18 protein-coding genes and 1 riboswitch are annotated in these 20,215 nt (G+C 71.2%); of the genes, 4 read left to right on the top strand and 14 right to left on the bottom strand.

What is annotated here, in order from left to right; translation table 11 throughout:
* Positions 1 to 29 precede the first annotated feature (29 nt).
* Positions 30 to 1,172, bottom strand: a complete 1,143-nt coding sequence (locus AB4K12_RS08670) for a glycosyltransferase family 4 protein (protein WP_368433623.1) — start codon at positions 1,170 to 1,172, stop codon at positions 30 to 32.
* A gap of 155 nt (positions 1,173 to 1,327) precedes the next feature.
* Here AB4K12_RS08670 and AB4K12_RS08665 point away from each other — a divergent pair, with 155 nt between their 5' ends.
* On the top strand, positions 1,328 to 2,569 hold the full coding sequence (locus AB4K12_RS08665; RefSeq protein ID WP_368433622.1) for a glycosyltransferase 87 family protein: 1,242 nt from the start codon (positions 1,328 to 1,330) through the stop codon (positions 2,567 to 2,569).
* A gap of 86 nt (positions 2,570 to 2,655) precedes the next feature.
* Here AB4K12_RS08665 and AB4K12_RS08660 read toward each other — a convergent pair whose 3' ends face one another.
* The 3 genes from AB4K12_RS08660 to AB4K12_RS08650 form a co-directional block, all read right to left on the bottom strand.
* Positions 2,656 to 3,882, bottom strand: a complete 1,227-nt coding sequence (locus AB4K12_RS08660) for a hypothetical protein (RefSeq protein WP_368433621.1) — start codon at positions 3,880 to 3,882, stop codon at positions 2,656 to 2,658.
* Positions 3,883 to 3,930: 48 nt separating this feature from the next.
* Complete coding sequence (locus AB4K12_RS08655; protein ID WP_368433620.1) at positions 3,931 to 4,995, bottom strand: NlpC/P60 family protein; 1,065 nt, start codon at positions 4,993 to 4,995, stop codon at positions 3,931 to 3,933.
* Positions 4,996 to 5,233: 238 nt separating this feature from the next.
* Positions 5,234 to 6,586, bottom strand: coding sequence for an NYN domain-containing protein (locus AB4K12_RS08650; protein WP_368433854.1), 1,353 nt, complete (start codon positions 6,584 to 6,586; stop codon positions 5,234 to 5,236).
* 165 nt (positions 6,587 to 6,751) lie between these two features.
* Between AB4K12_RS08650 and AB4K12_RS08645 the strand changes: the two genes are divergently transcribed.
* Together AB4K12_RS08645 and AB4K12_RS08640 are read left to right on the top strand one after the other, a co-directional pair.
* Positions 6,752 to 7,486, top strand: a complete 735-nt coding sequence (locus AB4K12_RS08645) for a rhomboid family intramembrane serine protease (RefSeq protein ID WP_086573997.1) — start codon at positions 6,752 to 6,754, stop codon at positions 7,484 to 7,486.
* Positions 7,483 to 7,764 (top strand): Lrp/AsnC family transcriptional regulator, encoded by a 282-nt coding sequence (locus AB4K12_RS08640; RefSeq protein WP_086573996.1) that lies wholly within the window; start codon positions 7,483 to 7,485, stop codon positions 7,762 to 7,764. Before AB4K12_RS08645 ends, AB4K12_RS08640 begins: the two co-directional genes overlap by 4 nt.
* Before the next feature lie 7 nt (positions 7,765 to 7,771).
* On the opposite strand, the gene AB4K12_RS08635 is transcribed toward AB4K12_RS08640, so the two are convergent.
* From AB4K12_RS08635 to AB4K12_RS08610, 6 genes are all read right to left on the bottom strand, one after another.
* Complete coding sequence (locus tag AB4K12_RS08635) at positions 7,772 to 9,148, bottom strand: aminotransferase class V-fold PLP-dependent enzyme (protein ID WP_368433619.1); 1,377 nt, start codon at positions 9,146 to 9,148, stop codon at positions 7,772 to 7,774.
* 154 nt (positions 9,149 to 9,302) lie between these two features.
* Positions 9,303 to 9,419: riboswitch (SAM riboswitch) on the bottom strand.
* 75 nt (positions 9,420 to 9,494) lie between these two features.
* Positions 9,495 to 10,559: an anthranilate phosphoribosyltransferase gene (trpD, locus tag AB4K12_RS08630; RefSeq protein WP_086573993.1), complete on the bottom strand. Its 1,065-nt coding sequence runs from the start codon at positions 10,557 to 10,559 to the stop codon at positions 9,495 to 9,497.
* Positions 10,560 to 10,710: 151 nt separating this feature from the next.
* Positions 10,711 to 12,333, bottom strand: coding sequence for a cytochrome bc complex cytochrome b subunit (locus tag AB4K12_RS08625; protein ID WP_368433618.1), 1,623 nt, complete (start codon positions 12,331 to 12,333; stop codon positions 10,711 to 10,713).
* Positions 12,330 to 13,385, bottom strand: coding sequence for a ubiquinol-cytochrome c reductase iron-sulfur subunit (locus AB4K12_RS08620; protein WP_086573989.1), 1,056 nt, complete (start codon positions 13,383 to 13,385; stop codon positions 12,330 to 12,332). Before AB4K12_RS08620 ends, AB4K12_RS08625 begins: the two co-directional genes overlap by 4 nt.
* A complete protein-coding gene (locus AB4K12_RS08615) occupies positions 13,382 to 14,191 on the bottom strand; it encodes a c-type cytochrome (RefSeq protein WP_086573987.1) in 810 nt (269 codons plus the stop codon). The genes AB4K12_RS08620 and AB4K12_RS08615 overlap by 4 nt, the downstream gene beginning before the upstream one ends.
* Before the next feature lie 68 nt (positions 14,192 to 14,259).
* Positions 14,260 to 14,880 carry a heme-copper oxidase subunit III gene (locus tag AB4K12_RS08610; protein ID WP_071963529.1) on the bottom strand — a complete coding sequence of 207 codons (621 nt, stop codon included), beginning with the start codon at positions 14,878 to 14,880 and terminating at the stop codon, positions 14,260 to 14,262.
* A 216-nt stretch (positions 14,881 to 15,096) separates the two neighbouring features.
* Between AB4K12_RS08610 and AB4K12_RS08605 the strand changes: the two genes are divergently transcribed.
* The gene (locus AB4K12_RS08605; protein WP_368433617.1) at positions 15,097 to 15,498 is read left to right on the top strand and encodes a hypothetical protein; all 402 of its coding nucleotides are present in this window, start codon (positions 15,097 to 15,099) and stop codon (positions 15,496 to 15,498) included.
* A gap of 3 nt (positions 15,499 to 15,501) precedes the next feature.
* On the opposite strand, the gene AB4K12_RS08600 is transcribed toward AB4K12_RS08605, so the two are convergent.
* The 4 genes from AB4K12_RS08600 to coxB form a co-directional block, all read right to left on the bottom strand.
* The gene (locus AB4K12_RS08600; RefSeq protein ID WP_368433616.1) at positions 15,502 to 16,749 is read right to left on the bottom strand and encodes an Ig-like domain-containing protein; all 1,248 of its coding nucleotides are present in this window, start codon (positions 16,747 to 16,749) and stop codon (positions 15,502 to 15,504) included.
* 116 nt (positions 16,750 to 16,865) lie between these two features.
* A complete protein-coding gene (locus AB4K12_RS08595) occupies positions 16,866 to 17,264 on the bottom strand; it encodes a cytochrome c oxidase subunit 4 (protein ID WP_086573983.1) in 399 nt (132 codons plus the stop codon).
* On the bottom strand, positions 17,261 to 18,988 hold the full coding sequence (gene ctaD / locus AB4K12_RS08590) for a cytochrome c oxidase subunit I (RefSeq protein ID WP_086573981.1): 1,728 nt from the start codon (positions 18,986 to 18,988) through the stop codon (positions 17,261 to 17,263). The genes AB4K12_RS08595 and ctaD overlap by 4 nt, the downstream gene beginning before the upstream one ends.
* Entirely contained in the window at positions 18,985 to 19,956 is a 972-nt protein-coding gene (gene coxB, locus AB4K12_RS08585; protein WP_368433615.1) for a cytochrome c oxidase subunit II, read from the bottom strand. Before coxB ends, ctaD begins: the two co-directional genes overlap by 4 nt.
* Positions 19,957 to 20,215 lie beyond the last annotated feature (259 nt).

Genomic DNA, 20,215 nt, shown 5'->3' with positions numbered 1-20,215 from the left:
CCCTTCACCCCTGCCGTCGCGTCACCGCGTCACAGCAGTTCCTTCAGGCGTTCCGCCAGCAGGTCCCAGCGCCAGCGCTCCTCGACCCACTCCCGGCCCCGCTCGCCCATCCGGCGGCGCAGCTCGGCGTCCCCGAGCAGCGTGACGATCCGGTCGGCGGCGTCCTCGGGGGAGCCGCCGCGCACCACATAGCCCGTCTCGCCGTCGAGGACGGCGTCCGGCGCCCCGCCGGAGTCGCCGGCCACCACGGGCAGCCCGGTCGCCGAGGCCTCGAGGTAGACGATGCCGAGCCCCTCGACGTCCAGCCCGCCCCGGCGGGTGCGGCAGGGCATGGCGAAGACGTCGCCGGCGCCGTAGTGGGCAGGGAGCTCCTCCCAGGGCACGGCCCCGGTGAAGCGGACGGCGTGCGCCACGTCGGTGTCGGCGGCGAGCCGGCGCAGGTCCTTCTCGTACGGGCCGCCGCCCACGACCAGCAGCACCGCCTCCGGCTCGGCCGCGAGGACGCGCGGCATGGCCCGGATCAGGGTGTCCTGGCCCTTGCGCGGGACGAGCCGGGAGACGCACACGACGACGGGGCGGTCGGTGAGGCCGAGCCGGGCGCGGACCTCGTCGCCGCCGGAGCCGGGGTGGAAGGTCTTCTCGTCCACGCCGGGCGGCAGTTGGATCATCCGGGCGGCCGCCTCGTCCGTCAGGGCGGCGGCGATCCGCGAGCGTGTGTACTCGCCCAGATAGGTGATCGTGTCGGTGCCCTCGCCGATCCGCCGCAGCAGCTGCCGGGAGGCGGGCAGCTGGGCCCAGCCGGCCTCGTGGCCGTGGGTGGTGGCGACCAGCCGGCGGGCGCCCGCCCGGCGCAGCGCGGGCGCCATCAGCCCCAGGGGCGCGGCGGCCCCGAACCACACCGAGGTGCAGCCGTGCTCGCGCAGCAGCGTGGCCGCGCGCCGGGTCACCCGGGGGGTGGGCAGCAGCATGGTCGTACGGTCGCGCACCACCGGGAACGGCTGTTCGGCGTCGAACCGGGCCGTGGCCTCGACGCCTTCGCGGCCGTGCTTCCAGGTGGAGGCGTAGACGACGATGCTCGCCGGGTCCAGGCGCAGCGCCATGTTGTGCAGGAAGGCCTGGATGCCGCCGGGGCGGGGCGGGAAGTCATTGGTGACGATGAGGGTCTTGTGCATCGCCGCCGACAGTACCGGGTGCGATCGGGCGGCAACCGGGCCGCTTCCCGCCACGTCCGTCGCGCGCGGGGGCACTTCCCCGGCATCATTCCCTCCAGTGACCGAACGTGTACGGCGCGTGGTGGTGGCGCCGACCCGAAGGGACGAGGTGGACGATGGTGGCGGGCACGAGTCTGCGGCTCTCGATCGTGGTGTGGGCCGTCACCCGGGCCGTTCTGATGATGTGCGTGTTCCGGGTGTGGGACATGCCGGGCTCGGACGTCTCCGTCGACATCGAGGTGATCTACCAGGGCTGGTACGGCGTCCTGCGCACCGGCATCTTCCCGTACGACGACGTCACCTGGCAGTACCCCCCGGCCGCCGCGCTGGCCGTGCTCGCCCCGGGGCTGCTGCCCTTCCTCGACTACGCCCCGGCCTTCTTCGCCCTGTGCCTGCTGGCCGACGCCGCGATCACCGGCATGCTGCTCTACGCCGTGCGCGACGGCCGGCGCGGACCGCTGGGGGTGTGGGTCTGGGTGGTGGGGGTGCCGCTGCTGGGCCCGATCGTCTACGCCCGCTACGACGTGATGGTCACGGCGGTGGCCGTGGCGGCCCTGCTGGCCGCCGCCCGGCGCACCCGGCTGTCGGGCGCGCTGACCGGCTTCGGGGCGCTGCTGAAGGTCTGGCCCCTGCTGCTGCTCATCGGCACCCCGCGCGGCCCGCGCACCCGCTCGACGTGGGGCGCGGCGCTGGCCACCGCGGGGATCCTGGCCATGTTCTTCGCGGCGGCGATGCCGGGGGCACTGGCCTTCCTCACCTTCCAGCGCGACCGGGGCACGGAGGTGGAGTCCCTGGGATCGCTGGTCTTCCATCTGGCCCGGCACGCCGGCTGGCACGGCAAGGCGCGGCTGAACTACGGCTCGGTGGAGTTCCTCGGCCGGCACGTCCACGCGGTCAGCGCGCTGGCGCTGGGGCTGAGCGTGCTGGCCTTCGCCTGGCTGCTGCTGTGGCGGATGCGGGCCCGCCACTTCACCGCGACGACCCCCTACGACGCCGCGTTCGCCGCGGTGCTGCTGTTCACCACGACCAGCCGGGTGATCAGCCCGCAGTACATGATCTGGCTGATCGGCCTGGCGGCGGTGTGCGTCACGATGCGGACGCCGCGCCAGTGGCTGCCGGTGCTGCTGGTGCTGCTGGCGGCGCCGCTGACGCAGCTGGAGTTCCCGATCTGGTTCGCGCACGTCATCGCCAGCGACAAGCTGGGGGTGGCGACGCTGACGCTGCGCAACGGGCTGCTGGTGGCGGCGACGGTGATCTCCTGCAGGCGGCTGTGGCAGGAGACGGTGACCGCGCCCCGGACGGTGGAGGAGGAGCCGGAGCCACCCGCCGAGCGCCAGTCGGCCCTGGTGCCGGGCTAGGGGTGTCCGATGGCCTCAAACGCCGACCGGGCTGAATAGCCCGGCCGGCGTTTGAGGCCTTACGGGAAGGGGCGGGGTGGGGGACATCAAAAGGCCCTCGCCACGTACTCCCGCCACCGCGCGGTAAACGCTTCCGCATCCGTTCCCAGGACCTCCCGCAGCGCCGCCTCCACCGCACCGGCCCGCTGCTTGCGCTCCCCCACCTTCCGGTAGAAGGCGACGAGCCGGTCCTCGCCCCAGCCCTCGGCGATCATCCGGCAGGCCAGCCAGCCCTCCTCGTACGCCCGCGCCAGCCGGCCCGCCTCCCCGGCGAAGCCGAAGTCCGCGTCCTCCGGGAGGGTCTGGGGCGCACGGCCCGCCGCGACGGCGTTCGCCAGCTCGGGGGCGGCCTGGCGGGGGGTCCGGCCGGTGGTCCGGTAGGCCGCCCAGTCGGCGAAGCCCTCGGAGAGCCACAGCGGGGTGGCCGGGGAGGTCGCGGCGCGGGTGGCGACATGGGCGGTCTCATGGGTGAGCACGATCCGGCGGCCGAAGTCGCCGAGCACGCCGTACGCCTCGGGGTTGACGATGACGCGGTCGGCGGGCGCGGCGCCCGCGCCGCCGCCCTCGCCGGTGGTCACGGCGGCGATGCCCCGGTACTGGGAGGCGGGCGAGCCCAGCAGCGCCGCCATCCGGTCCAGCGACGCCGGCATCTCGACCACCACGCGGCGGGCCCAGCCGCCGTGCCAGGCCGACTCGACGGCGGGCACGGCCCGGTCGGCGAGGGCGGCGAGCACGCGCATCCGCTCCTGGTCCTGGCCGACCGCCAGCACCAGGCTGCTGCGGCCGCGTACCACCGTGACCGCGCCCTGCTCCCACAACTGCCCGCCGCCCTGACGGGACTCCTGCCCGGCCACGAACCAGCGGCCATCGCGCCGCACGAGGGTCAGCCGCACCGGGGCGGTGACCGGCGCCGTGTCGTATCCGGCGAGCCGGTAGCGCAGCTCCGTCTCGGCCACCACCCGCCCGCCCGTGCCCCGGGTGCGGACCAGCCGGTACTCCCAGGAGGCCAGCGGCACGGCGCCGAGGTTGGCGAAGACCTGCCGGCGCTCGTCGCGGTAGCCGCGGGCGGCCGGGTCGACGGCAGCCAGGTAGGCGTGCTCGTCGCGGTCGCGCACGGCCCGCCCCCACCGGTCCAGCAGCCGCTGGACGGACCGGTCGCCGGTGTCGGCGCGGTCCGCGGCGCCGGTGTCGCCGCAGCCGGTGAGGGGCTGCAGGGCGAGCAGCGCCGCGAGGCAGCACACCGCCCGCCGTCCGCTCCACCGCCTGCCCGTCACGCCCGCATCGTACGAGCCGGGCGGGCCCGGCCCCGGGTCAGGGCACGCTCAGGGCCGGGTGACGGAGGAGATCGGCATCATGTCGGCGGGGTCGTAGCGCACCCGCGCGCCGGGATAGGGGGCGTGCACCACCTGCCCGTTGCCCACGTACATGCCCACGTGGCTGGCGTCGTCGCGGTAGATCACCAGGTCGCCGGGGCGCGCCTCGGCGAGCGAGACCCGGCGTCCGGCGTGCCGCTGGGCCTGCGAGGTGCGCGGCAGGCCCACCCCGGCCCGCCCGTACGCCCACTGCATCAGCCCCGAGCAGTCGAAGGCGCCCGGCCCCGTCGCGCCCCACGCGTAGGGCGAGCCGACCGCCTGGCGCACGGCCATGGCGGCGGCGTAGCCCCGGCCGGAGACGGTGGCGGGCTGCTCCGGCAGGGCGGGAGCCCGGTACGGGCCGCCGGAGCGCTCGCCCGAGCGCGAGGAGCGGGCGTACTCGGCCCGGTCGGAGGGGGGCAGGGTGTTCAGCAGCCTGCGCGCGGCGGCGAGCTTCCCCTCGACCTCGCGCTTGTGCCGCTCGACGGCCTTGCGGCTGTCCTCCAGCTCGGCGAGGGTGCGGGCGGCCTCCTGCCGCTCCTGGCGCAGGGTGCGCTGCGCGACCATCAGGGCCCGCAGCTGTTCGGCCTGCCGGCCGGTGATGCGGTCGAGGGTGGCGGCCTTGTCGAGGTAGCCGTCGGGATCGGAGGACAGCAGCAGTTCCAGGGCGGGGTCGACGGCGCCGTTGCGGTACTGGGCGGTGGCGATCATGCCGAGGTCGCCGCGCATCCGGTTGACCTTCTCCTGGCCGCGGGCGACCCGGCCGGCGGCCCGCTCCACCCGCTCGCGCAGGGAGTGGGCGCGTTCACCGGCGGCGTTGAACTTCTCGGTGGCCCGCTCGGCCTGCTCGTAGAGCCGGTCGAGCTGTGCCTTCACCGTCCCGGAGGCCTTGCCCTCGTCGGTGGTGTCGCCGGGCCGGGCGGTGGCCGGGGCCGCCGAGAGGGCGGCCGCGGCGGTGGCCACGGCGGCCGAGAGGACCGAGACCCGGACGCTCTGGGTGAGACCGGACTGCACGAGACGGCGATGGGACGCCACGGGGGGCCGCACTTCCTTCCACGGTGTGCGGACCCTGCCGCCCGGTGGGGCGGACGACGGGCGGGCGCCGCGCGCCAGACAGTAGCGGCGCGGTCACCTTCCGTTCAAAGACCCGCCCAAGGGCAAAAGGGACACCCGGCCCAAGGCGCAGGTCACCGGCGGGGCGCGCGACCGGCAGGCGGAGCCGGGATTCGCCCGGACGGGTGGTGTGGCGGGCCTTTGGGGCGGGGAGCGGGGATCAGGTGCGGGCGAGGCGCTTGAGCAGCAGGGCCGAGGCCACCGGGCGCGCCCCCACCTTGGCGACGCCGTCCGCCACCTCGCGGTCGGTGGAGACGACCACGACCGGGCGGCCGGGCGGCTCGGCACGTACCAGCTGGCGGATCAGCTCGTCGGCCGTCACGCCGGGCTTGCTGAAGAGCACCCGCACCCCGCGCGGCGGCGCCAGCAGCACCGGCGCCGCGAGCTCGGCGCCGTCGAAGACGCAGGTCACCTCGGCGCCGGTCTGCGCGGCCAGCATCGCCAGCCCGCCCAGCAGCCGCAGCCGCTGCTTGTCCAGCGGCATCGTCGGGTAGCCGGTCTTGGTGACGTTGTAGCCGTCGACGACCAGGTGGGCCTGAGGCAGCGCCAGCAGCTGGTCCAGCAGCGCCGGGTCGGTCTCGGACAGGGCGCGGGTGGCGATGTCCTTGGGCGTCATCGTGCCCGGCTGCACCGCGTCCACGGTGTCCGCCGGGTGCACCGAGGCGGGCGGCAGCGCCAGCTCGCGCCGCAGGCCCTGGGCGGCGTCCAGCACCGTGTCCAGCAGCAGCCGCAGCCGCATGTCCTCCACGCTGCGCCCCTCGCGCACGGCCCGGCGGCTCGCCTCCAGAGCGGCCTCGGCCTCCGCGAGCCGGGCCTTGACGCGCCGCAGTTCGCCCGAGGCCGTGGCCTTCTCGGCGGCGGTCTCCGCGCGCGCGGCCTCCAGCTCCGCCTGCGCCCTGCGCAGCGCGGCCTCGCCGCGGCGTATGTCGCTGACCGCGCTGCGCAGCTTGCGCTGCAGCGATTCGGTCTCCTTGCGGGCGGCCTCCAGCTCGGCGCGGACGCGCTCGGTCTCGGCGCGCGCCTCGTCCCGGGCCTCGGCCAGCATGCCGCGCAGCCGCCGCAGTTCGCGCTGGGCCTCCTCGTCGGCCCGTTCGGCGGTGGCCCGCTGGGCCTCCTCGCCGGCCGCCGTGACCAGCTTGACCCAGCCGGCCGGGCGCAGCACGAAGGCCATGGCCGCCACGTCCTCGGGATCCGCGGCCGCGGGCGGAGCGCCGGCGTCGAGCGCCCGGACCAGCTCCGAGTCGCTCTCGCGCAGCCGTGCGGAGATCCGCTGCCGGAAGGCGGTGTCGGTCTCGACCGCGGCCGCCATGGCGTTCCCGGCGAACTTGGCGCGGCGCGTGGGGGTGAAGCGGGCGTACTGTCGCAGCTGGGCGGGGAGTTCGGTGACGGTCAGGCCGCCGAACGCCTCGGCGACCAGGTTGACGACCCGTCGCCGGATCCCTTCGGGCAGCGGCCGGTCGAGCACCTCGCTGACGCCGTCGTCGGCCCCGCCGGCGTCACCGGCCGCCTCCACGCCGTCTGTGTGCTCCGCCACCGCTTCATCGCTCCCGTTCTTCTGATACGCAACGCCCGGTCCACCCTACGGCCTGCCGGTCGCCGGACGCGGTGCCCAGGGGCCCGAGGGACGGACCGGCGAGGCACTTGGTGCCGGTTGCGCCCGGTACGCCATGATCTGGCCATGATCAGAAAGGCTGGACTTTCACGGCGGACCGGCACCCCCTGGGTGACCTGGACGATCCTGGGCATCTGCGGCACGGTCTTCCTCATCGGCCCGGCGTCCGGCCTGAACCCCTTCTACGGCACCGGGACCGGGCTGCTGTCCGCCCAGAGCGAGTACTTCGAGCGCTGGGGGGTGGTCCCCCAGGAGCTGTGGCACAGCCCCCCGCTCGCTCTGACCGCTCCCCTGACGGCCCTGTTCGTGCACGGCAACTGGGTGCATCTGCTGGGCAACATGCTCTTCCTCTTCGTCTTCGGCGCCATGACCGAGGCCCGCATGGGACGTACCGACTTCGCGCTGTGCTATCTCGTGACCGGCTATCTGGCCCTGTTCGGCTACGCGGCCGTGCACGCCGACTCCAGTCGCACCCTCGTGGGGGCGTCGGGCGCCATCTCCGGGGTGCTGGGCGCCTTTCTCCATCTCTTCCCCAGAGCCCGGGTCACCAGCCTCTTCCCGTTCCTCTTCTTCCTGCCGCTGCGCTTTCCGGCCTGGGCCGTACTGTTGTTCTGGTTCGTTCTGCAGTGGCTGGCGACGGGCACCGACGCGGGGCGGCCCGGGGTCGCCTATCTGGCCCATGTCCTGGGCTTCTGCCTCGGCTTCGGCTACGCCTGGGTCAGCCGGACGCGTGCGGCTACTGTGTCTTCCCGGGGGACACCCCCCGGACCCCCGGCCGGAACAGGAGACAAACCGACGTGATCACTTCGATCGTGCTCATCAAGACCGACGTGGACCGCATCCCCGAGATCGCCGAGAAGATCGCCGCACTGGAGGGCGTCAGCGAGGTCTACTCCGTCACGGGCGCGCACGACCTGATCGCGATGGTGCGGGTGGCCCGGCACGACGACCTCGCGGACGTCATCCCGGGCCGGATCAGCAAGGTGCCGGGCGTGGCCTCCACGGAGACGCACATCGCCTTCCGCACCTACTCCCAGCACGACCTCGAGGCCGCCTTCGCCATCGGCCTCGACAGCTGACGCGACGTCAGGCGGCGGCCGCAGCCGGGGCGTCGGGGACGCAGCGGCCGCTCTCGGTGCGGTAGAGCCAGCGCGCGCCGCGCTCCACCAGCTCCCCCACCGCCCGGACGAACCGCTCGACGTGCTCGTCGGGCGTGCCGGCCCCGAAGCTGACCCGGACGGCGCTCAGCGGCCGGTCCTCGCCCGTGGGCCCGCACTCGCCGGGCTCGTCCCGTTCCCCGCCGAGCAGGGTCCGGACGAGTGGGTGGGCGCAGAAGAGGCCGTCGCGGACCCCGATGCCGTACTCGGCCGACAGCGCGGCCGCGAAGTGCGAGCTGTTCCAGCCGTCCACGACGAAGGAGATCACGCCCACGCGCGGGGCGTCGTCGCCGAACAGCGAGAGCACCCGCACCCCGGGCACCTCCGCCAGCCCCGCGCGCACCCGGTCCACCAGCCGCCGCTCGCGCTCCACCAGCCCCTCGAACCCGGCCTCCTCGAGCGCCCGGCAGGCCGCGGCGATGGCGTAGGCCCCGATGACGTTGGGCGAACCGGCCTCGTGGCGGGCGACGCTCTCGTGCCACTCCACCTCGACCGAGCCGTCCTCGCCACGCGCCACCGTGCGGCTCGCGCCGCCGCCCGCGAGGTACGGAGCGGCGTCCCGCAGCCAGTCCGCGCGCCCGGCCAGCACGCCGGCGCCGAACGGCGCGTACAGCTTGTGCCCGGAGAAGGCGACCCAGTCGACGTCCAGCTCCGCCACGTCCACCGGGTGATGGGGCGCCAGCTGGGCGGCGTCCAGCACGATGCGGGCCCCGTGGGCGTGCGCGGCGGCCGCCAGCTCCCGTACGGGCCACAGCTCTCCGGTCACATTGGACGCGCCGGTCACACAGACCAGGGCCGGGCCGTACGGCTCGCGGTCGGCCAGGGCCCGCTCCAGCGTCCCGACCGCCTCGCCGGCGGAGCGGGGCGCGTCCAGGTAGGTCACGCTCACGTCCTCGCGGCGCTCCCACGGCAGCAGCGCCGCGTGGTGCTCGGTCTCGAAGACGAACACGCGGCAGCCGGCGGGCGCCGCGGCCGCGAGCAGGTTGAGCGAGTCGGTGGTGGAGCGGGTGAAGAGCACCTGGTCGCCCTCGCGGCAGCCGAGGAAGCCGGCGACCGCGGCCCGGCTGTTCTCGAACAGGTCGGTGGACAGCTGCGACAGGTACCCGGCGCCCCGGTGGACGCTGCCGTAGTAGGGCGCGTAGGCGGCCACGTCGTCCCACACCCGCTGCAGCGCGGGCGCGCTGGCGGCGTAGTCGAGGGCGGCGTACGACGCCTCGCCGCCGGTGACGAGCGGGACGCGGACGTCCCGGCCCAGCACGGGCAGCGGTTCGGTGGCGGACAGGACGGCGGCAGGGCATGCGGACATGGCGAGTTCTCCCGGCGGGGACGATGAAGGAAACGCGCGGCCCACGGGAAAAGGGCGGGCGCGCGGGACGTACCGGAGGAGGGGCCGCTGCGGCCCTATCGCATTCGCTGGATCACGGAAGGATCTCCCTCGACGACCAGGATCCCTGGCGAGGGATCCGCGCTTGCCGCAGACCTCACTGCCTGCGGCCCGGTCATCACCCGGGGCACCCCGCCACGGAAGGAGGGTTGCCGGACAGCAGGCCGGGGCCGAAGCGCTGTCACTCGTGACCTGCGCAGCATCATGCCACACGATCTTGCAAGCGCAAGGGCGCGGTCCGCATCGCGGACCGCGCCCCGTCATGGCCTCAGGCGTTGCTGGCCGAAACCCATCGCTCGAGCACCCGCCGTGCCGCGCCGGAGTCGACCGACTCGGCCGCGCGCTCCATTCCCTCCCGGATCCGCTCCACGAGGGGCGCGTCGGTGGGCGTCAGCGCGGCCAGCGCGGCGGCCGAGTTGAGCAGCACCGCGTCCCGCACCGGGCCCGTCTCCCCGGCGAGCAGCCGCCGGGCGACGTCGGCGTTGTACGAGGCGTCGGCGCCCCGCAGGGCCTCCACGGGCACCAGCTCGATGCCCACGTCCCGGGGGTCGAAGGACTCCTCGCGCACCTGGCCGTCGCGCACCACCCACACCTTCGACGTGGCCGTCGTCGTCAGCTCGTCCAGCCCGTCGTCGCCGCGGAAGACCAGCGCCGAGGAGCCCCGCTCGGCGAGCACTCCGGCCAGGATCGGCGCCATCCGCGCGTCCGCGACGCCGGTGGCCTGGGCGCGCACCCGGGCGGGGTTGGTCAGCGGGCCCAGCACGTTGAACGTCGTGCGGATGCCCAGCTCGCGCCGCGCGGGCGCCACATGACGCAGCGCCGGGTGGAACTTCACGGCGAAGCAGAAGGTGATCCCCGCCTCCTCGGCCACCTCCACCACCCGCTTCGGGGTGAGGTCGAGGTTGACGCCCAGCTTCTCCAGCACGTCCGAGGCACCGCTGGCGGAGGAGGCGGCGCGGTTGCCGTGCTTGACGACCTTGGCGCCGGTGCCGGCGACCACGATCGAGGACATGGTGGAGATGTTGACGGTCCGGGCGTTGTCACCGCCGGTGCCCACGATGTCCACACTCGGGCCGGGCACCTCGATGAGGTTGGCGTGCGCGTACATCGTCCGTACCAGGCCGGAGATCTCGGCGACCGTCTCGCCCTTGGCCCGCAGGGCCACCGCGAACCCGGCGATCTGCGCGTCGGTGGCCTCGCCCCGCATGATGCGGTCCATGGCCCAGGCGGTCTCGTCGGCGCTCAGGTCCACCCGGTTGAGCAGGGCCTCCAGTACGCCCGGCCAGGAAGGGGCCACCGAGCGCTCGCCGCCTGCCGGGGTCGCAACGTTCATGGTCCACACTCCTGGTGGTCGGTCGTGACGGGACCGCCGTAGGGGTCCGCTGATTCCGGTCAAGCCTATCCAGGTCCGGGGACGGCGAAGAGCCCCGTCCGGGGTTCCGGACGGGGCTCTCGCTGTGGCGATCAGTGATCAGCGGGCGGGATCAGTGGTGGCCGTGGCCGCTGGTGATCTCGTGGTACTCCTCCGCGGTGGCCTTGGGGATGTGGGTCCCCTCGCCGTAGAAGCCCTTGGAGAGCTTCACGCGGAGCTTCTGGCCGGCGCCGACCTTGCGGGCCACGCCGTTCTCGTCGACCTCGGGCTCGAGCTCGAGCGGCTTGGGCTGCTCGTGCGCGGTGAGGGTGTGCAGCTGCTCCTGCGAGAGCGGCTCGTGCACCTCGACGAACTCGCCGTGCGGCAGGCGCTTGATGATGCCCGACTCGCGGCCGTGCAGCACCTTGTCCTTGTCGCGGCGCTGGAGGCCGAGGCAGATCCGGCGCGTGGCGATGAAGGCGAGCACCGGGCCGACGAAGAAGCCGATCCGGACGAACCAGGTGATGGCGTTGATCGACAGGTGGAAGTGGGTGGCCCACAGGTCGTTACCACCACCGACCATCATCACCATGTAGGCGGTCAGCCAGGCGACGCCGAACGCGGTGCGCGTCGGGGCGTTGCGCGGGCGGTCCAGCAGGTGGTGCTCCCGCTTGTCGCCGGTGACCCAGGACTCGATGAACGGGTAGACCGCGATGGCCGCGAGGACCAGCGGGAAGATCATCATCGGGATGAACACGCCCAGGACGAACGTGTGGCCCGCGACGTTGATCTCCCAGCCCGGCATCACTCGGATGAGGCCTTCGGCGAAGCCCATGTACCAGTCGGGCTGCGCACCGGTGGACACCTGGTCCGGACGGTACGGGCCGATGGCCCAGATCGGGTTGATCGTCGCGATGGCCGCGATGGCCGCGATCACACCGAAGACCAGGAAGAAGAAGCCTCCGGCCTTGGCCATGTAGACCGGCAGCAGCGGCATGCCGACCACGTTCTTGTTCGTCCGGCCGGGGCCGGGGAACTGCGTGTGCTTGTGGTAGAAGACCAGGATCAGGTGCGCCACCAGCAGGCCGAGCATGATGCCCGGCAGCAGCAGGACGTGGATCGAGAAGAACCGCGGCACGAAGTCCGAGCCGGGGAACTCGCCGCCGAAGAGGAACATCGAGATGTACGTGCCCACGATGGGGAACGACAGGATCGCGCCCTCCATGAAGCGGACACCGGTGCCCGAGAGCAGGTCGTCCGGCAGCGAGTAACCGGTGAAGCCGGTGAACATGCCGAGGACGAACAGCAGGAAGCCGAACAGCCAGTTGATCTCACGCGGCTTGCGGAACGCGCCCGTGAAGAAGACGCGCATCATGTGCACGAACATGCCGGCGAGGAAGATCAGCGCCGCCCAGTGGTGGATCTGCCGGATGAGCAGACCGCCACGGACGTCGAAGCTGATGTCCACGGTCGACTTGAACGCCTCGGACATGTGCATGCCCTGCATGGGCACGTACGAGCCGTGGTAGACGACCTCGTTCATGCTGGGGTGGAAGAACAGCGTCAGATACACACCCGTGAGGATGATGATCACGAAGCTGTAGAGGCAGATCTCGCCCAGCATGAAGGACCAGTGGTCCGGGAAGATCTTCCGCATGTTGGCCTTGGCCAGGCTGTAGATGCCCAGCCGGCCGTCGGCCCAGTCGGCGACCCGCTCGCCCGCGGGTGCCTTGCGGCGGTTGTCAGTAGTACTCATCCGCGCTCCCAGAAGGCAGGACCGACGGGCTCGGCGAAGTCGCCCATGGCCTCGAGGTAGCCCTTGTCATTGACCTTGATCCGCAGCTGCGGAAGGGCGTGACCGGCCGGGCCGAAGATCACTCGACCGCCGTCGGAGAGGTCGAAGGTCGACTGGTGGCACGGGCACAGCACGTGGTGGGTCTGCTGCTCGTAGAGGCTGATCGGGCAGCCGACGTGCGTGCAGATCTTGGAGAACGCGACGATGCCGTCCGCCGACCAGTCGAGCTCGCGCTTGTCCTTGATGTTCTCCGGCTGCAGCCGGATGATCATCAGGGCGGCCTTGGCGATCTCCTGCTGGAAGTCGTGGTCCTCCTCCTTCATGCCCTCGGGCATGGCGAAGGTGAGGGAGCCGACCGCGATGTCCTCGGGACGCAGGGGCTGCATCGTGTTCTGGTTGATGAGCATCTTGCCCTCGGACCAGGCGGTCTTGCGGAGCTTGGTGCCCGGCAGCGGACCGAGGTCGCGGAGCAGCACCACGCCGGAGAGCGGCACCATGGCCAGCGCGCCGAACATGGTGTTGCGCAGCAGCTTGCGGCGGCCGAACGTCGACTCCTCCGCGCCCTGCGCGAAGTCGGCCATGACCTTGGCCTTGACCTCGGGGTCGGCCTCGATCGGGTGACGGTCGTCCGCGTGCTCGACGTCGGACATCAGGGTGCGGGCCCAGTGGACCGCGCCCGCGCCGATGCAGAACAGCGCCACGCCGAGGGTGAGCCCCAGCGAGAAGTTCAGGGCGCTGATGTGACCGATCGGGAAGACGTAGATGCTCTTGTCGACCGGCAGGGTCACATAGGCGGCGATGAAACCGACCGTGGCCAGCATGGACAGCAGGAACAGGAACGCGACCACGCGCTCGGAGCGCTGGGCGGCCCGTTCGTCGATGTCCTGGATGCGGGGCTCGTGCGGCGGGATCCCCGGGTCGGCGAACGGGTCGCCGGAGGTCGCTGCTACGCCCTGGTGCGCGTCGCCCTGCTTGCTCGGCAGGGTCTCTTCTGGAATGTCTTGGCTACTCATGACTTCTTGGCCTTGGCGGTGTGGGCGGCGACCCAGATGGCGACGGCGATCAGCGCGCCCAGGCCGAAGACCCATGCGAACAGACCCTCACTGACGGGGCCGAGCCCACCCAGTTCGAGGCCGCCCGGGCTCTTCGTCTTGTCGCTGTTGACCGTGTCGAGGTACGCGACGACGTCCTTCTTGTTCTGCTCCGACATGGTGGTGTCGGGGAACGAGGGCATGTTCTGCGGGCCGGTCTGCATGGCCTCGTAGATGTGCTTCGGGTTGACGCCCTCGAGAGACGGGGCGTACTTGCCGTTCGAGAGCGCGCCGCCCTTGCCGACGAAGTTGTGGCACTGGGCGCAGTTCGTACGGAAGAGCTCCCCGCCCTTGGCGATGTCGGCGCCGTCGGGGCTGTACTGGTTCTTGGTCGGGACCGAGGGGCCGGCACCGAGGGAGGCGATGTACGCGGCGAGCTGGTCGATCTCGGCCTGCGTGTAGATGGCCTTCTTGCGAGGGGCCTGGGCGCCCTGCTGCTGCAGCGGCATGCGACCGGTGGCGACCTGGAAGTCGACGGCCGCGGAGCCCACGCCGACCAGGCTCGGCCCGTCGGAGGTGCCCTGACCGCCGGTACCGTGGCAGCTTGCGCAGCCCACGGAGTACAGCTTCTTGCCCTCCTCGATGGCGAGGGACTGGGCGGTGTCATCGGCCTTGGCCGACTCCGCCGGCGCGAACGCGGCGTACAGCCCCCCAGTAACCGCCAGCGCGAAGAGTAGGACGACGACCGCCGCCAGCGGATGGCGTCGTCGTGCGGAGAGCTTTTTCACGGATTACCCCGGTGTCAGGATCTTCTGCGTCGATCTGGACTGATTGGCCCGGTGCGGGACGGGACCGATTACTTGATCAAGTAGATCGTGGCGAAGAGGCCGATCCACACCACGTCGACGAAGTGCCAGTAGTAGGACACGACGATGGCCGCCGTGGCCTGGTGGTGGGTGAACCTCTTGGCCGCGTACGTCCTGCCCAGGACCAGCAGGAAGGCGATGAGACCGCCCGTCACGTGCAGGCCGTGGAAGCCGGTCGTCAGGTAGAACACCGAGCCGTACGGGTCGGAGGAGAGGGAGAGGCCCTCCTCCTTGACCAGATCGGTGTATTCGAAGACCTGGCCGCCGATGAAGATGGCACCCATCACGAACGTGACCACGAACCACATGCGCAGCTTCTTCACGTCGCCACGCTCGGCCGCGAACACGCCGAGCTGGCAGGTGAGGGAGGAGAGCACCAGGATCGTGGTGTTGGTGGCCGAGAACGGAAGGTTCAGCGCGGACGCCATTTCCTTCCAGTGCTCGGCACCGGTCACCGATCGCAGGGTGAAGTACATCGCGAAGAGGGCCGCGAAGAACATCAGCTCGGAACTCAGCCAGATGATGGTTCCGACGCTGGTGAGGTTCGGTCGATTGACCGACGGGTGTGCGTGCCCGGTATCTGTTGCTGTTGCTGTCGCCACGACCGACATTATGTCGGTCGCTTATCTCGCGCTCACTCCGGGGGGTGCCGTTCGGTGTGTCAAGACCGTATGCCCAGCTCGTACGGCCCATTGGGACGGTCCCCCAAAGGGAGGAAGGAGCGCTTCCGGGGCTCCGCGGGCCCTGCCGAACCCTCCTCCTGCGGGGGCCCGGCGGAGTAGCATCCGCGCACAACGGCCCCACCTGCCCACGAGCATGGAGGAACGATGCAGCCGACCGCCACGGTGCTGGTCTACAGCGACGACGCGAACACGCGGGAGCAGGTGCGGCTGGCCGCGGGACGGCGTCCGGCCCCGGACGTGCCGGCCGTGGAGTACGTGGAGTGCGCGACGCTGCCCGCCGTTCTGCGGATCCTTCAGGAGCGCCGGATCGACGTGTGCGTCCTGGACGGCGAGACGGCCCCCGCGGGCGGCATGGGCGTGTGCCGGCAGCTGAAGGACGAGGTGTTCCGCTGCCCGCCCGTGCTGCTGCTCATCGGCCGCCCGCAGGACGCCTGGCTGGCCACCTGGAGCCGCGCGGACGCGGCCGTCACCCACCCGCTGGACCCGGTGGCGTTCGCCGACGCCCTGGCCGGGCTGCTGCGCGAGCGGCTCGGCGTGGACGCCTGACGCCTACAGCCTCGGCCGCATCCGGGCGACGTCGGCGGGGCCGGTGCCCTCCCGCTTGCCGCCCACCAGGGCGCTGCCCTCGCGCCACTGCTTCCAGGGCATGTTCCAGTCGCCGAAGCCGTTGTCGAAGGGCGTCATGGTGGCGCCGGCGCTGCCGACGACCTTGACGATGTCGCCGACCCGGACGTTGTCGAAGAACCACTTGGCGTTGGCGGTGCTCATGCCGGTGCAGCCGTGGCTGACGTTGTCCATGCCCTGCGAGCCCTCGGACCAGGGGGCGGCGTGCACGTATTCGCCGCTCCATGTCACCCGCGTGGCCCAGTAGACCGGCAGGTCGTAGGAGTCCTCGCTGCCCTCGGCGATGCCGATGCTGGTGCCGCGCATCCGTACGAAGGATTCCCGGCCCAGGATCACCTTGACCCCGTTGCGGGTGGCGTAGCCGGGCTTGCCGGTGGTCACGGGGATGGTGCGCAGCACCTCGCCGTTCCTGGTGAAGGTCATGTAGTGCCCGGCGGCGTCGGTGACGGCCTCCACGCGGTCGCCGGTGGTCAGCCGTACGGGCTTGGAGGGGCCGCCGTAGAGGCCGCCGCCGACCTTGATGCCGTCGAGGGTGGCGCGCACGTCGATCGTGGCGTGCGCGGGCCAGTACTCCGCCGGGCGGTAGTGCAGGGTGCGGTTGTCGATCCAGTGCCAGGCGCCCTGGACGGCGGGCGTGGACTCGACCCTGAGGGTGCGTTCGACCACGGCGCGCGCGGCCGGGTCCTGGACGGGCTCGCTGAGTTCGGCGGTGATGGGCTGTCCGACGCCGTAGGTGCCGTTCTGCGGGCCGAAGGCGACCCTCAGCAGCCGGTCGGCCGGGTTGGTGTCGAAGCCGATCGTCCGGCGCCCCTGGGCGCCGTCCCCGTCCTCCGTGCTGACCCGCACGGTGTAGTGGGCCCCGGCGGCGAGGGCGCCCGTGCTGTGCCAGTGCGAGCCGTCGGCGGCCAGTTCGCCCTTGACGTAGCGTCCGGCGGCGTCGGTGGCGGTCACGTCGGTGATCCGGTCGCCGCCGGAGGTCTCGACCTCCAGGGGCTTGCTGGGGTCCGCCTTGTGACCCTCCTGCGAGCCGGTGACCCTGACCTGGCCGGTCGCGTCGTACGGCGGGTCGGCCAGGGGATTGGACGAGCCCCCGCACGCGGAGGCCCCCAGAACCAGCGAGACCAGCAGCAGGGCGCCGGCGGGCACCGTGTGGCGTCGAGGTGTATGACCCATGGTCACACGATAGGAAGAATCCGGTCATACGGCCTCCGGAGGGCCGCAAACGGGTGGAAACGCATCGGGCCCCGCACACCGTGAGGTGTGCGGGGCCCGAACGTTCGCGGGGGAACCTACTGGTTCTGGTTCTCGCCGCGGTAGAACTCGAACACCCAGCCGAAGAGTCCGACCAGGATGACCGGCGCCGAGAAGTACATCAGCCACCAGCCGAAGCAGATGCTCATGAAGGCGAGCGCTCCACCGACGGCCAGGGACAGCGGCTGCCAGCTGTGCGGGGCGAAGAAGCCCAGCTCACCGGCGTCGTCGGCGACGTCCGCGTTCTTGTCGTCCTGGGCACCGGCGTCCACCCGGCGCGCGGTGAACGCCAGGTAGTAGCCGACCATGACGCACAGGCCGAAGGCCATGAAGAGGGCGGTCGTACCGGCCGCCTCCTTCGCCCACATGCCATAGACGATCGCCATGGCGAGGATGAAGACGGAGAGCCAGATGAACATCCGGCCTTGGATCTTCACTTGCCGGCCTCCTTGCCACCCGCGAGGGCCTTGTCAGCGGCGAGGTTCTCCTCGATCTCCAGCGCCGCGATCTCCGGGTGGTGCAGGTCGAACGCCGGGGATTCGGAGCGGATGCGAGGCAGCGTGAGGAAGTTGTGCCGCGGCGGCGGGCAGGAGGTCGCCCACTCGAGCGAGCGGCCGTAGCCCCACGGGTCGTCGACCTCGACCTTCTTGCCGTACTTGGCGGTCTTCCAGACGTTGTAGAAGAACGGCAGGATCGACAGGCCCAGCAGGAAGGAGCTGATGGTCGAGATGGTGTTCAGCGTGGTGAAGCCGTCGGCAGCGAGGTAGTCCGCGTAACGACGCGGCATGCCCTCGGCACCCAGCCAGTGCTGCACCAGGAACGTGCCGTGGAAGCCCACGAACAGCGTCCAGAAGGTGATCTTGCCCAGGCGCTCGTCCAGCATCTTGCCCGTGAACTTCGGCCACCAGAAGTGGAAGCCGGAGAACATCGCGAACACCACGGTGCCGAAGATGACGTAGTGGAAGTGCGCGACCACGAAGTACGAGTCGGAGACGTGGAAGTCCATCGGCGGCGAGGCCAGGATGACGCCGGTCAGACCACCGAAGGTGAAGGTGATCAGGAAGCCGACGGCCCACAGCATCGGGGTCTCGAAGGACAGCGAGCCCTTCCACATGGTGCCGATCCAGTTGAAGAACTTCACACCGGTCGGGACCGCGATCAGGAAGGTCATGAAGGAGAAGAACGGCAGCAGCACACCACCGGTGACGTACATGTGGTGCGCCCACACCGTCACCGACAGACCGGCGATCGAAATCGTCGCCGCGATCAGGCCCCAGTAACCGAACATCGGCTTCCGGGAGAACACCGGAATGACCTCGGAAATGATGCCGAAGAACGGCAGGGCGATGATGTACACCTCGGGATGGCCGAAGAACCAGAAGAGGTGCTGCCACAGCAACGCGCCGCCATTGGACGCGTCGAATACATGGGCGCCGAATTTACGGTCCGCCTCCAGGGCGAACAGCGCGGCGGCCAGCACCGGGAAGGCCAGCAGGACCAGCACACCGGTCAGCAGGACGTTCCAGGTGAAGATCGGCATGCGGAACATCGTCATGCCCGGGGCGCGCATGCAGATGATCGTGGTGATGAAGTTGACCGAACCGAGGATCGTGCCGAAGCCCGAGAAGGCCAGACCCATGATCCACATGTCGGCGCCGACGCCCGGCGAGCGGACCGCGTCCGACAGCGGGGAGTAGGCGAACCAGCCGAAGTCGGCCGCACCCTGCGGGGTGAGGAACCCGGCCACCGCGATCAGCGAGCCGAAGAGGTAGAGCCAGTAGGCGAACATGTTCAGCCGCGGGAACGCCACGTCGGGCGCGCCGATCTGCAGCGGCATGATCCAGTTCGCGAATCCGGCGAACAGCGGCGTCGCGAACATCAGCAGCATGATCGTGCCGTGCATCGTGAACGCCTGGTTGAACTGCTCGTTCGACATGATCTGCGTGCCGGGACGGGCCAGCTCGGCGCGCATGAGGAGCGCCATCAGGCCGCCGATGCAGAAGAACGCGAACGACGTGACCAGGTAGAGCGTGCCGATCGTCTTGTGGTCGGTGGTGGTGAGCCACTTGATGACCTGACTACCGGGCTGCTTCTGGCGTACGGGTGGTGCTGCCGTGGCTGTTGCGGCGGCGGCACCCTGGGGTTCGTTGAGGATGCTCACTTGTTCTTGGTCTCCGCGTTCTTCGCGTGATCCGTCATCGCGATACCCGCCGGCTGGTAACCGGTCTGGCCCTTGGCCGCCAGCTCCTTCAGGTGCGCCCGGTACCGCTCAGGAGAGACGATCTTGACGTTGAAGAGCATCCGCGAGTGGTCCTGACCGCAGAGCTCGGCGCACTTGCCCAGGTACGTGCCCTCCTTCTGGGGGGTCACCGTGAAGCTGTTGGTGTGCCCCGGGATGACGTCCTGCTTCATCAGGAACGGCACCACCCAGAAGGAGTGGATGACGTCCCGCGAGGTGAGGACGAACTGCACCGTCTCACCCTTGGGCAGCCACATGGTCGGGCCCGGGTTGCCCGTCTGCGGGTTCCGGTCACCCGGAACGCCGACCTCGTAGACGCCCTCGGCGCCCTGCGGTGCCTTGTTCAGGAACCGGTCCGGGATCGCGTCGAGCTCCTTGTTCTCACGGAGCGGCTTCGCCGGAGTGGCGGTGTTGCCGTCGACGTTCTCCATGTAGTTGAACGCCCAGCTCCACTGGAAGCCCACCACGTTGATGACGTGCTGCGGCTTCTCCGGGTTGGTCAGGAGCTTGTTCTCATCGCGCGCGGTGAAATAGAAGAGCACCGAGACGATGATGATCGGGACCACGGTGTACAGCGCCTCGATGGGCATGTTGTACCGGGTCTGGGTGGGGATCTCCACCTTGGACCTGCTGCGCCGGTGGAAGATGACGCTCCACAGGATCAGGCCCCACACCAGTACGCCCGTGGCGAGCGCTGCCGCCCACGAGCCCTGCCACAAGGAGAGGATCCGCGGCGCCTCTTCCGTGACAGGCGTTGGCATGCCGAGGCGGGGGAAGTCCTTCGATGTGCAACCGGTGGCGGTCGCCAGGACAGCGCCCGCGGCCAGCGCCTGCAGCAGCTTCCGCCGCACCGGGCGCCGCGACGAGCGGTCGGAGCCGTTGGGACTCACGTAGCGCCTTCCCGAGAGTCTCGCCCGTGCGGCCGGCTGCGGCCGTCTCGCTGGTCGGTCGCCGGCCCGCTGCGGGCAGGGGTTTGGATGTTTATGCGGACCAAACCCTACTGGACGCTATTTGGGGCCGCGCGGGGAGGGTGCCCAACGCGCCGGACCACTCCCCGAACCGGTGGAATATGGGGCTCCGGCGGCCATCTGGAGGACCGTCAGCGCCGTGTGCCGCCTGGTCACGAGGGGCGTGGCGGGGTCGTCGCCG

This window comes from Streptomyces sp. C36 (assembly GCF_040932295.1).
GTDB lineage: Bacteria > Actinomycetota > Actinomycetes > Streptomycetales > Streptomycetaceae > Streptomyces > Streptomyces triculaminicus.
This window is presented reverse-complemented; position numbering and strand designations above follow the sequence as displayed.

Coding starts and splice junctions, on each gene's coding strand:
- AB4K12_RS08670 (WP_368433623.1), bottom strand. CDS start 1,172: ATGCACAAGACCCTCATCGTCACCAATGACTTCCCGCCCCGCCCCGGC.
- AB4K12_RS08665 (WP_368433622.1), top strand. CDS start 1,328: ATGGTGGCGGGCACGAGTCTGCGGCTCTCGATCGTGGTGTGGGCCGTC.
- AB4K12_RS08645 (WP_086573997.1), top strand. CDS start 6,752: ATGATCAGAAAGGCTGGACTTTCACGGCGGACCGGCACCCCCTGGGTG.
- AB4K12_RS08635 (WP_368433619.1), bottom strand. CDS start 9,148: ATGTCCGCATGCCCTGCCGCCGTCCTGTCCGCCACCGAACCGCTGCCC.
- trpD (WP_086573993.1), bottom strand. CDS start 10,559: ATGAACGTTGCGACCCCGGCAGGCGGCGAGCGCTCGGTGGCCCCTTCC.
- AB4K12_RS08625 (WP_368433618.1), bottom strand. CDS start 12,333: ATGAGTACTACTGACAACCGCCGCAAGGCACCCGCGGGCGAGCGGGTC.
- AB4K12_RS08620 (WP_086573989.1), bottom strand. CDS start 13,385: ATGAGTAGCCAAGACATTCCAGAAGAGACCCTGCCGAGCAAGCAGGGC.
- AB4K12_RS08610 (WP_071963529.1), bottom strand. CDS start 14,880: ATGTCGGTCGTGGCGACAGCAACAGCAACAGATACCGGGCACGCACAC.
- AB4K12_RS08605 (WP_368433617.1), top strand. CDS start 15,097: ATGCAGCCGACCGCCACGGTGCTGGTCTACAGCGACGACGCGAACACG.
- AB4K12_RS08600 (WP_368433616.1), bottom strand. CDS start 16,749: ATGGGTCATACACCTCGACGCCACACGGTGCCCGCCGGCGCCCTGCTG.